This window comes from Komagataeibacter sp. SM21, assembly GCF_041402665.1.
GTDB classification, from domain to species: Bacteria; Pseudomonadota; Alphaproteobacteria; order Acetobacterales; family Acetobacteraceae; genus Komagataeibacter; species Komagataeibacter saccharivorans.
The window spans coordinates 294,110-306,568 of sequence record NZ_JBGLOV010000002.1; the positions used below are offsets into that span (position 1 = coordinate 294,110).

A 12,459-nucleotide genomic window follows, 5' to 3' on the forward strand; every position below is an offset into this window, starting at 1 on the left:
TTTCGGAAGTCGAGCCGGTAGATAGACCGGCCAGACCGCCTTTACCAGCGGTAATGACTGAATGCCTTGTTGGCTTCCGCCATACGGTGCGTGTCTTCGCGCTTCTTGACTGCCGAACCACGGTTGTTCACGGCGTCGAGAAGTTCGTTGGACAGACGCTCCTGCATGGTGTTCTCGCCACGCTTGCGCGAGGCGTCGATCAGCCAGCGGATGGCCAGCGCCTGACGACGCTCAGCCCGGACTTCGACCGGAACCTGGTAGGTCGCGCCACCAACACGGCGGGAACGCACCTCGACGGCCGGCTTGACGTTGTCCAGCGCGCTGTGGAACATCATCACAGGGTCCGCAGCAGCGCCACCACGGCGACGCAGCACCTCAAGGGCGCCATAGACGATCCCTTCGGCGGTGGACTTCTTGCCGTCGTACATCAGGGCGTTCATGAAACGCGTAATGACGACATCACCAAATTTCGGATCGGGAAGAATCTCGCGCTTTACTGCGCGATGACGGCGACTCATGCCTCGTTATTCCTTTTACTTAGGACGCTTCGCGCCATAGAGCGAGCGACGCTGACGACGCTTGGCGATACCCTGGGTGTCCAGAACGCCGCGCAGGATGTGATAACGCACGCCAGGAAGATCCTTGACGCGACCACCACGGATCAGGACGACACTATGTTCCTGGAGGTTATGCCCCTCACCCGGAATATAGCTCACAACCTCATAACCGTTTGTCAGGCGCACCTTTGCCACCTTACGCAGAGCCGAGTTCGGCTTCTTCGGTGTGGTTGTGTAAACACGAGTACAAACGCCACGCTTCTGCGGACAGCCCTGCAGAGCAGGAACCTTGTTGCGTTTGGCTGCGGGCTCGCGACCTTTCGCGATCAACTGGTTGATGGTCGGCATACGCCTTTCCCGATCCTTACAAAATTCGGCCGGCCAACCTCATGTCCGGTTGCCGACTGTCGTTCACAACAAAACCCCAACGAATGACAACCATCCGTTCGGGCATCATATTTACATCCGGCCTTGGCAGCCCGATTCCCGAGCTGCGGCGCCGCATGTCTGCATGCTGCATTCGACGGCCAACAACGTCTTTCAGACAGGGCTAGCCGAGGGCGCGGAACCTACGGGCATAATGACTTCAAGTCAAGCCTTACGCAGGATTCGCGCGGGTCAGGGAGAACGAATCCGTTTCACCAACCCGCAAACACCGTTCCACCCGGCAGCAGATACTGCCTGAAGCGGATGGTGACAATAGTGCAGCACCGAATCATTCCGGATACCAGCTTCCCGGTATCCGGATATGGTATGCGCCTGAGCTTACTCGGCCGCCTTGGTTGGCGGGACGGCAGCACGGGCCTGCGCCAGACGCTGCTTGTCCTCACCTGCGGCAACCGCGCGGAGCTTGTTCATGACGCTGCCTGTCCCAGCGGGGATCAGGCGACCGACAATCACGTTCTCCTTCAGGCCGTTCAGGGTATCCTTCTTCCCTGCCGTAGCAGCCTCTGTCAGGACACGTGTGGTCTCCTGGAAGGATGCGGCGGAGATGAAGGACTGGGTCTGCAGCGACGCCTTGGTGATGCCCTGCAGCACCGGCATGGCCACTGCGGGACGCTCACCCATGTTCAGGCGCTTGGTGTTCTCTTCCTCGTACTCGATACGATCCACCGTCTCACCGATCAGGTAGGTCGTGTCACCGGGTTCAAGGATTTCCACCTTCTGCAGCATCTGCCGGACGATGACCTCAATGTGCTTGTCATTGATCTTCACGCCCTGCAGTCGATACACGTCCTGGATCTCGTTCACGAGATAGTCGGACAGTGCCTCGACGCCCAGCACCTTCAGGATGTCATGCGGCACGCGGGGACCGTCAACCAACGGATCGCCAACCTGGACAAAGTCGCCTTCCTGAACGGAAACGTGCTTGCCCTTGGGGATCAGGTAATCCGTCTCCTCGCCCGTCTCGTCATTTTTCACGATGACGCGACGCTTGGACTTGTAATCCTTGCCGAACTCAACGCGCCCCTCGGTTTCCGAGATGATGGCGTGATCCTTCGGCTTACGGGCCTCGAACAGTTCCGCCACACGCGGCAGACCACCGGTAATGTCACGCGTCTTGGAACCTTCACGCGGGATACGGGCCAGCACGTCACCAGCGTTAACCTGCGCGCCGTTTTCAACCGACAGCAGCGAATCCGGGGACAGGAAGTAGCGGGCGTCGTTGCCGTTGGCCAGCTTCACCACATCGCCCTTCGCATCCTTCAGCTGCAGGCGCGGACGCAGGTCGATTCCCTTGGAAGCCTGCTTGTAGTCCACGACCACCTTGGATGTCAGGCCGGTGACTTCATCCATCCGCTCAACCAGCGTGATGGAGTCGATCAGGTCGAGATATTCAACCTTACCAGGCTGCTCGGTGATGATCGGCAGGGTGTACGGATCCCACTCGGCCATCTTCTGGCCACGCGTCACATCGGCACCGTCCTCGACCAGCAGGCGCGCACCATACGGCACACGGTAGCGGGCACGCTCGGTTCCACGGTCATCCGTCAGCAGGATTTCGCAGTTACGCGACATGACGATGGGCACGTTCTGGCTGTTCTGCACAACGTTCTTGTTGCGGATCGTCACCTTGCCATCGCGCGAGGCTTCCACCATCGACTGCTCGGCACCACGCTGGGCCGCGCCACCAATATGGAAGGTACGCATGGTAAGCTGGGTGCCCGGCTCACCGATGGACTGGGCTGCGATCACGCCCACGGCCTCACCGATATTGACCGGCGTGCCACGTGCGAGGTCACGGCCATAGCAGTGACCGCATACGCCAACCCGGCTGTCACAGGTGAGCACCGAGCGGATCAGCAGGCTTTCGACGCCAGCCTTCTCGATCAGTTCGGCCTGAGCTTCCTCGATCAGCGTATTGCGCGGGAACAGGACCTTGCCGGTGGCCGGATCAAGCACATCAGCCGCCAGCGTGCGGCCCAGCATACGCTCGGACAGGGAGGCGATCACCTCACCGCCATCCATGACCGCACGCACGGTCAGGCCGCGTTCGGTGCCGCAATCTTCCTCGACGATGATGCTGTCCTGCGCCACGTCAACCAGACGGCGGGTCAGGTAACCCGAGTTCGCCGTCTTGAGCGCGGTATCGGCCAGACCCTTACGGGCACCATGGCTGGAGGTGAAGTAATCGAGAACCGACAGGCCTTCCTTGAAGTTGGCGATAATCGGCTGTTCGATAATCTCACCGGACGGCTTGGCCATCAGGCCACGCATGCCGGCAAGCTGCTTCATCTGCGCTGGCGACCCACGGGCACCGGAGTGGCTCATCATCCACACCGAGTTGGTGGGCTTGCCGATCTCCTGCTTGGAGATCTCCTTCATCATCGCGGCCTGCACTTCGTCCGTGCAGCGCGACCAGGCGTCCACCACCTTATTGTAGCGTTCGCCCGCAGTGATCAGACCATCCTGATACTGCTGTTCGAACTCCTTCACCTCGGCGGCGGTGCGGTCGACCAGGCCCTTCTTTTCGGCGGGAACGATCATGTCGTCCTTACCGAAGGAAATGCCCGAACGCGCGGCGTGACGGAAACCAAGGCCCATCAGGCGGTCACAGAAGATCACGCATTCCTTCTGGCCGCAGTGACGGTAAACCGCATCGATCACGTCCGATACGATCTTCTTGGTCAGCTGACGGTTGATCAGCGAGAACGGCAGCGCGGCGTTACGCGGCAGGATCTGGCCCACCAGCATACGACCCGGTGTCGTCACCACGGTCTCACGCGACAGCCTGCCTTCCGCATCGACATTCTCGATCCGCGCACGGATCTTGTCATGTAGCTTCACGGCGCCGGTGCTGAGTGCATATTCGACTTCACCAACGCTGGAGAAGGACGGCGCACCCGTGACCGTGACCTGACCCTTGTCGTCATAGCTGTTCTGGTCGGGCGTCGCACGGAACTCGGGCGTTTCCAGGCTGAGATAGTACAGCCCCAGCACGATATCCTGCGACGGCACGATGATGGGCTTGCCGTTGGCCGGGCTGAGGATGTTGTTTGTCGACATCATCAGCACGCGGGCTTCAAGCTGCGCCTCAAGGCTCAGCGGCACGTGCACGGCCATCTGGTCACCGTCGAAGTCCGCGTTGAAGGCGGTGCAGACCAGCGGATGAAGCTGGATCGCCTTGCCTTCAATCAGAACCGGCTCGAACGCCTGAATGCCCAGACGGTGCAGCGTGGGCGCGCGGTTGAGCATGACGGGATGCTCACGGATCACCTCTTCAAGGATATCCCAGACTTCGGGACGTTCCTTTTCCACCATCCGCTTGGCGGCCTTGATGGTGGTGGCGTGACCGTATTTTTCCAGCTTGGAATAGATGAACGGCTTGAACAGTTCCAGCGCCATCTTCTTGGGCAGGCCGCACTGGTGCAGCTTCAGTTCGGGGCCGACCACGATGACCGAACGGCCAGAGTAATCGACGCGCTTGCCCAGCAGGTTCTGACGGAAACGACCCTGCTTGCCCTTGAGCATATCGGACAGCGACTTCAGCGGGCGCTTGTTCGCACCGGTGATCGCACGGCCACGACGACCGTTATCAAACAGCGCATCGACCGATTCCTGCAGCATGCGCTTTTCGTTACGGACAATAATGTCCGGCGCACGCAGTTCGATCAGCCGCTTGAGACGGTTGTTACGGTTGATGACACGACGGTACAGGTCGTTCAGGTCGGATGTAGCGAAACGGCCACCATCGAGCGGCACCAGCGGGCGCAGTTCGGGCGGGATCACCGGCACCAGATCCAGAATCATCCATTCCGGGCGTGATTCGCTGTCGGCAAAGGCTTCGACCAGCTTCAGGCGCTTGACCAGCTTCTTGCGCTTGGCCTCGGACGTGGAATCCTTCAGTTCCTGCCGCAGTTCTTCCTTTTCCTGCTTGCAGTCGATGCGTTCGAGGATCTTCTTGATCGCCTCGGCACCGATCCCGACCTCAATCCCCTCGTCGCCATGCTCGTCCATGACATCAAGGTACTGGTCTTCCGTCAGCAGGCTGTACTGCTTAAGCGGCGACGTGCCGGGTTCCAGAACCACATAGCTTTCGAAATACAGGATCTTTTCCAGATCCTTCAGCGTCATGTCGACCATCAGGCCGATACGGCTGGGCAGCGACTTGAGAAACCAGATATGGGCTACCGGGCTGGCAAGTTCGATATGGCCCATCCGCTCGCGGCGGACCTTGGCCAGCGTGACTTCAACGCCGCACTTTTCACAGATGATACCGCGGAACTTCATCCGCTTGTATTTGCCGCACAGGCATTCGTAATCCTTGATCGGACCGAATATCCGCGCGCAGAACAGGCCATCACGTTCCGGCTTGAATGTCCGGTAATTGATGGTCTCGGGCTTCTTGATCTCGCCGTACGACCACGAACGGATCTGCTCGGCCGAGGCCAGCTGGATCTTGATCTGGTCGAAGGTCATGGCCTGGCCGCCCTGACCAAGGATCTTCATGAGTTCATTCATGCGCCGCAAACCCCCTGAGGGAATGAAGCGGAAGCAGGCGCGTTACCTGCCTCCACTCCTGAAATAAAAACGTATGGACTGACGTGGACCGTAAAGGCCGGATCAGGAGCCGCTCTGTTCAAGGTCAACATTCAGGCCAAGGGACTTCAGTTCCTTGATCAGGACGTTAAAGCTTTCCGGGATGCCGGCTTCGAAGTCGTCCTGCTCACGCACGATCGCCTCATACACCTTGGTGCGACCTGACACGTCATCCGATTTGACCGTCAGCATTTCCTGCAGTGTGTAGGCGGCGCCGTAAGCTTCCAGCGCCCACACTTCCATTTCACCGAAGCGCTGCCCACCGAACTGCGCCTTACCGCCCAGTGGCTGCTGGGTGACCAGCGAATACGGACCGATGGAGCGTGCATGGATCTTGTCATCAACAAGGTGATGCAGCTTCAGCATGTAGATGTAACCGACCGTGGTCTTACGCTCGAACGGTTCACCCGTACGACCGTCGATCAACTGCGACTGGCCGGACTTGTCCACACCCGCCTTGGTCAGCATCGCTTCGATATCCGGAATGGACGCGCCATCGAATACCGGGGTTGCGATCGGCACGCCCTTGCGCAGGTTACCGCACAGTTCCAGCAACTGGGCATCCGTCATGTCGCCGATCTGGTCATCATAGACCTTGTCGCCATAGACAGACTTCAGTTCTTCCAGCAGTTCCTGTCGCTTTTCACCCTTGCGCTGGTAATCATCGGCAAGCTGGCCGATCTGACGACCGATATTGGCGCAGGCCCAGCCCAGATGCGTTTCCAGAATCTGCCCGACATTCATGCGCGAAGGCACGCCCAGCGGGTTCAGCACCAGATCGACCGAAGTGCCATCCTCAAGGAACGGCATATCCTCGACCGGGACCACACGGGAGACAACACCCTTGTTGCCGTGACGACCGGCCATCTTGTCACCCGGCTGAAGCTTGCGCTTCACCGCAACGAAGACCTTGACCATCTTCATCACGCCCGGCGGCAGCTCATCACCGCGCTGGAGCTTTTCGACCTTGTTGTCAAAACGCGCCTGGATCTTGGCCACCGCCGCGTCAAATTCACGCCGCAGGGTTTCCAGCTCCGCCATGACCTCGTCGGACATGACGGTCACGTTGCGCCATGCACCGCGCGGATGTTCGGACAGAACTTCATCCGTGATGACCGTGCCCGAACGGATACCCTTGAAACCGGTGCCCGCCGTCTGGCCGATCAGGTGCTCGCGCAGACGGTTGTAGAAGGAACGTTCCTGAATCGCGCGTTCGTCGTCACGGTCCTTGGCGAGGCGTTCGATCTCGGCGCGCTCGATGGCCATCGCGCGCTCGTCCTTGTCCACGCCACGACGCGAGAACACGCGGACATCGACAATGGTGCCCGACGTGCCCGGCGGCAGCTTGAGCGAGGTATCACGAACGTCGGAAGCCTTTTCACCGAAGATGGCGCGCAGGAGTTTTTCTTCCGGCGTCATCGGGCTTTCGCCCTTCGGCGTGACCTTGCCGATCAGGATATCGCCCGGATTCACTTCCGCGCCCACATAGACGATACCGGCTTCGTCGAGGTTGCGCAGCGCTTCCTCACCGACATTCGGAATGTCGCGGGTGATTTCTTCCTGACCCAGCTTCGTGTCACGGGCCATGACTTCGAATTCCTCGATATGGATCGAGGTAAACACGTCATCACGCGCGATCCGTTCGGAAATCAGGATCGAATCTTCAAAGTTGTAACCGTTCCAAGGCATGAACGCGACAAGCACGTTACGGCCCAGCGCCAGTTCACCCAGTTCCGTGGACGGACCGTCGGCGATAATCTCGCCCGCACGCACCTGATCGCCAACCCGGACCAGCGGACGCTGGTTGATGCAGGTCGACTGGTTGGAGCGCATGTATTTGCGCAGGCGATAGATGTCGACGCCCTGCGTTGCACCAGCATCGTCAGTGGCGCGTACAACGATACGCGCACCGTCGATCTGATCCACCACACCATGACGGCGCGCCACGATCGCGGCACCCGAATCATGGGCCACGGCCGCTTCCATGCCCGTGCCGACCAGCGGCGCGTCGGAACGCACCAGCGGCACGGCCTGACGCTGCATGTTCGAGCCCATCAGTGCACGGTTGGCGTCATCGTTCTCAAGGAACGGAATGAGCGCGGCAGCGACCGAGACGAGCTGGCGGGGGGACACGTCACAGGCGGTGACATCGGTCGGCGGTACCTGGCGGAAGTCACCGCCACGACGCACCGAAACCAGATCGTCCGTCAGGTTGCCCTGCGCGTCCTGCTTCGCATCGGCCTGAGCCACGACAAGCTTTTCTTCTTCCATGGCGGAAAGATATTTCCAGCCATCCTGAAGAACGCCGTTTTCGACCATGCGGTACGGGGTTTCGATGAACCCGTACTTGTTGACCTTCGCGTATGTGGCCAGCGAATTGATCAGGCCGATGTTCGGGCCTTCCGGCGTCTCGATCGGGCAGATACGGCCGTAGTGGGTCGGATGCACGTCACGGACTTCGAACCCTGCACGTTCACGTGTCAGACCGCCCGGGCCAAGTGCCGAAAGACGGCGCTTATGGGTCACTTCCGACAGCGGGTTAGTCTGGTCCATGAACTGGCTGAGCTGCGAGGAACCGAAGAATTCACGCACCGCAGCAGCAGCCGGCTTGGCGTTGATCAGGTCATGCGGCATGACCGTATCGATATCGACCGAACCCATACGTTCGCGGATGGCGCGCTCCATGCGCAGCAGGCCAACGCGGTACTGATTTTCCATCAGTTCGCCGACGGAGCGGACACGACGGTTACCGAGATTGTCGATATCGTCGATCGCGCCGCGGCCATCTTTCAGTTCGCACATGATCTTGACGGTGCGCAGGATGTCTTCCTTGCGCAGCACGCGCACCGTATCGGGCACGTCAACGCCAAGGCGCATGTTCATCTTCACGCGACCGACGGCGGACAGATCATAACGGTCAGGATCGAAGAACAGGCCGGAGAACATGGCTTCCGCCGTTTCGGGCGTGGGCGGCTCACCGGGGCGCATGACGCGATAGATGTCGGTCAGCGCTTCCTCACGCGAGGCGTTCTTGTCCACGGCCAGCGTGTTACGGATCCACGGACCATTCGTGGCGTCGATCGCCAGCGTGGTCAGGGTGGTCAGGCCCTCGGCATCGAGTTCCTCAAGCTTCTGCTCGGTCAGTTCCTCGCCGGCTTCGGCATAGATCTCGCCCGTGTTCTCGTTGACCATGTCGGACGCGATGAAGCGACCGATCAGGCCAGCGGGACCAACCAGCACTTCCTTGGTGGTTTCCGCGATCTTGCGCACCATGCGGGCCGTCAGCTTCGCATCGGCGGGGGCAACTTCCTCACCCGTCTGGGCGTCGATCAGCGGCTCAAGCAGCTTCTGCCCACGGAAGGCTTCCGCGTCAAAACGACGGGCCCAGCCCTTCGGGGTCTTGTTGAACTCGACCTTGCCGTAGAAGTAGCCAAGGATTTCGTCAGGGTCCATGCCCTGGATTTCCATAGCTTCCACGTCACCGCCCTCGGCGGCCTTAGTGGCACGTGCGGCAGCGGACGTGGCACCTTCCAGCGCGTACAGCAGCGTGGTGACCGGCAGCTTACGCTTGCGGTCGATGCGGACGTAGATCAGGTCCTTGCTGTCGAATTCGAAGTCAAGCCACGATCCGCGATAGGGGATGACACGGGCCGCGAACAGGAACTTGCCCGACGAATGGGTCTTGCCCTTGTCGTGATCGAAGAACACGCCGGGGCTGCGGTGCATCTGGCTGACGATGACGCGCTCGGTCCCGTTGATGACGAAGGTGCCGTTGTCGGTCATGAGCGGCATGTCGCCCATATAGACCGGCTGCTCCTTGATATCGCGGATCGAACGTGACCCGGTATCCTCATCCACGTCCCATACGATCAGGCGCAGGATAACCTTCAGCGGTGCGGCGAAGGTCAGGCCACGCTGGATGCATTCCTCAACGTCGTATTTCGGCTCTTCCAGTTCGTAGCTGACAAATTCCAGCCGCCCGCGCCCAGCGAAATCATTGATCGGAAAGACGGAACGGAACACTTCCTGCAGGCCCGTCGATGTCCGGCTGTCGGGCGCCACGTTCATCTGGAGGAACGTCTCGTAGCTAGCCCGCTGCACGTCGATCAGATTGGGCATCGGAGCCACCTCGGGTATATGCCCGAAGCTCTTGCGGATGCGTTTGCGTCCCGTGAACGATTTTGTAATCGCGTTCATCGCCTATCCAGCCCCCATCCACACAGGTCCGCACGGTGGTGACACGAATGTCACGCGGACTGCGCGGCCCTTGAAAATCTTTGGCGGATCAGCCGGACCTGCGCCCGGACCAACCCTATCTACCACCAAAGGCGCCCGAAGCCTTGCGGCCAGGGCGCCTGTAACGGCCAAGGGGGCGGAAACCAGCCGGTTTCCACCCTCACCTGAATAACTCAGCCCGGTTGCGCCGCGAACGACGCGTCCAGATAGGCCAACTTATTTAATTTCGACGGAAGCGCCGTTGTCTTCAAGGGTCTTCTTGATCTTTTCGGCTTCATCCTTGCTGGCGCCTTCCTTGATGGTCTTGGGCGCGCCCTCGACCAGATCCTTGGCTTCCTTCAGGCCCAGACCCGTGATCGCACGGATTTCCTTGATCACGTTGATCTTCTTGTCGCCGGCCTTGGTCAGGACAACGTCAAATTCCGTCTTTTCTTCTGCCGGAGCAGCAGCAGCCGCACCCGGAGCAGCAGCAACGGCTACCGGAGCGGCAGCGGAAACGCCCCACTTCTCTTCCAGCAGCTTGGACAGCTCAGCCGCTTCCAGAACGGTCAGAGCGGACAGGTCTTCAACAATCTTGTTCAGATCGGCCATAATTCGGTCTTCCTAATTTATACACTGGTTGACACAGCACAATCCCGTTTTTTCGGAAAAATGCCGTTTTGTTGATAACCCGGCGGGCCGGGCCATTGGGTCTCAGGCTGCTTCGCCCGTCTTGGCATAGGCACCAAAAACCCGTGCAAGCTGTCCGGCCGGCGCCTGGAGCACGCCTGCGATGCGGGTTGCCGGCGTGGAGATAAGCCCCACCAGCTGCGCACGCAGAACATCCAGGGACGGCAGTTCCGCCAGGGCCTTGATACTCGCGACATCGAGCGTCTGGGCACCAAGCGATCCGCCGAGCAGAACAAGCTTGTCATTGGTTTTGGCGAACTCGACCAGCACCTTCGCCATTGATACGGGTTCATCCGCCCACGACAACGCGGTCGGCCCCTTCAGCAGCGGCTTGATGCCTTCGAACTGGGTCCCTGCCAGGGCGAGAGAGGTCAGCCGGTTCTTCGCGACCTTGTGTGTAGCTCCAGCCGCACGCACGCGACGCCGAAGTTCCGTCACATCAGCCACAGTCAGCCCGTCATTACGGGTGACGATGACCATGGACGTCTTCGCGAACACGGCTGCGAGGGAGGCAACAAACTCCCGCTTCTCCGTACGGTCCAAATCCCGTCTCCATCATCATCCGCCGGCAAAACCGGCAGATAGGGTTTACCCTTGGGATGTTGCGGCAGGCCGCTTGCATCCCGGTTCGCCTGTCCTTTTTTAACGGAACAACCAGTGCGGGCTTTCGCCCCGATCCGGCATCCCCGTCTCCCGGTTGCAGCCCCTGCGGGCAATCAAGGCTTTCGCCACATCCGGTCATGGACAGGTTCGGAAAATGGCGGCGGACCGCCATCTCCTGTCCCCTACCCCTTGCAGGGCAGGGTCATTCGGAAGCTGGTGTCAGCCCGCCGTGAAGGCGGAGACATCAACCGTAACACCCGGTCCCATGGTGGAGGACAGGGCGATCTTCTTGACATACGTGCCCTTCGCACCCGTCGGACGGGCCTTCTGGACGGCGTCCACGAACGCACGGATGTTTTCAGCCAGCTTGGAGCCGTCGAACGACGCCTTGCCAACACCGGCATGCACGATACCGGCCTTTTCCGCGCGGTATTCGACCTGACCGGACTTGGCTGCGGAAACCGCACCCTTAACGTCCATGGTCACGGTGCCCAGCTTGGGGTTGGGCATCAGGCCACGCGGGCCAAGGATCTTACCCAGACGGCCAACGAGGGCCATCATGTCGGGGGTCGCGATGCAGCGGTCGAAAGCGATTTCGCCAGCCTGCACCTTTTCGGCCAGATCTTCGGCACCAACCACGTCGGCACCGGCGGCCTTCGCTTCCTCGGCCTTCGGGCCGCGGGCGAACACGCCAACGCGCAGGGTCTTGCCCGTGCCGTTGGGCAGGGACAGCAGGCCACGGACCATCTGGTCGGCATGACGCGGGTCGATGCCCAGGTTCATGGAGATTTCGACCGTTTCGTCAAACTTTGCCTTGGCATTGTTCTTGACCAGGGCGATCGCCTCATCAAGACCATACTGCTTGGCATTATCGACTGCGGCGCGGGCTGCGGTCAGACGCTTGTTCTTTGCCATTCTATCAGCCCTCCACCACGTCGATGCCCATGGAGCGGGCGGAACCCGCCAGCATGCGCACGGCGCCGTCGATATCGTTGGCGTTCATGTCTTTCTGCTTCGTCTCGGCAATCTCGCGCAGCTGCGCGATCGTCACCTTGCCAACGGTGGCAGCCTTGCCCACGGTGGAGCTGCCCTTGGAAATCTTGGCAGCCTTCATGAGGAAGTAGGTGTTCGGCGGCGTCTTGGTGATGAAGCTGAACGTACGGTCGGCATACGCGGTGATGACGACGGGAATCGGCATACCGGGTTCGAGACCCTGTGTCTTCGCGTTGAACTCCTTGCAGAACTGCATGATGTTCAGGCCGCGCTGACCCAGTGCCGGACCAACCGGCGGGGACGGATTCGCCTTGCCGGCGGGGATTTGCAGCTTGATGTAGCCAACGATTTTTTTGGCCAT

8 protein-coding genes are annotated in these 12,459 nt (G+C 60.3%); all 8 read right to left on the minus strand.

Translation table 11 applies throughout. The features are described 5' to 3' along the window. Positions 1-41: 41 nt before the first annotated feature. The 8 genes from rpsG to rplK all read right to left on the minus strand — a co-directional run bounded on the left by rpsG (position 42) and on the right by rplK (position 12,459). Positions 42-518 carry a 30S ribosomal protein S7 gene (rpsG, locus tag ACBR42_RS03410; RefSeq protein WP_371207275.1) on the minus strand — a complete coding sequence of 159 codons (477 nt, stop codon included), beginning with the start codon at positions 516-518 and terminating at the stop codon, positions 42-44. Positions 519-533: 15 nt separating this feature from the next. Beyond that, positions 534-905, minus strand: a complete 372-nt coding sequence (gene rpsL, locus ACBR42_RS03415; protein WP_003621118.1) for a 30S ribosomal protein S12 — start codon at positions 903-905, stop codon at positions 534-536. Between the two features lie 417 nt (positions 906-1,322). Further along, entirely contained in the window at positions 1,323-5,519 is a 4,197-nt protein-coding gene (gene rpoC, locus ACBR42_RS03420; RefSeq protein WP_102323161.1) for a DNA-directed RNA polymerase subunit beta', read from the minus strand. Positions 5,520-5,621: 102 nt separating this feature from the next. Then, the gene (rpoB, locus tag ACBR42_RS03425) at positions 5,622-9,794 is read right to left on the minus strand and encodes a DNA-directed RNA polymerase subunit beta (RefSeq protein ID WP_371207276.1); all 4,173 of its coding nucleotides are present in this window, start codon (positions 9,792-9,794) and stop codon (positions 5,622-5,624) included. Positions 9,795-10,049: 255 nt separating this feature from the next. Continuing rightward, positions 10,050-10,424 (minus strand): 50S ribosomal protein L7/L12, encoded by a 375-nt coding sequence (rplL, locus tag ACBR42_RS03430; RefSeq protein ID WP_102323159.1) that lies wholly within the window; start codon positions 10,422-10,424, stop codon positions 10,050-10,052. A 102-nt stretch (positions 10,425-10,526) separates the two neighbouring features. Next, the gene (gene rplJ, locus ACBR42_RS03435) at positions 10,527-11,045 is read right to left on the minus strand and encodes a 50S ribosomal protein L10 (RefSeq protein WP_102323158.1); all 519 of its coding nucleotides are present in this window, start codon (positions 11,043-11,045) and stop codon (positions 10,527-10,529) included. A 279-nt stretch (positions 11,046-11,324) separates the two neighbouring features. After that, positions 11,325-12,020 carry a 50S ribosomal protein L1 gene (gene rplA / locus ACBR42_RS03440; protein ID WP_110546571.1) on the minus strand — a complete coding sequence of 232 codons (696 nt, stop codon included), beginning with the start codon at positions 12,018-12,020 and terminating at the stop codon, positions 11,325-11,327. A gap of 4 nt (positions 12,021-12,024) precedes the next feature. Further along, positions 12,025-12,459, minus strand: coding sequence for a 50S ribosomal protein L11 (gene rplK / locus ACBR42_RS03445; RefSeq protein ID WP_102323156.1), 435 nt, complete (start codon positions 12,457-12,459; stop codon positions 12,025-12,027).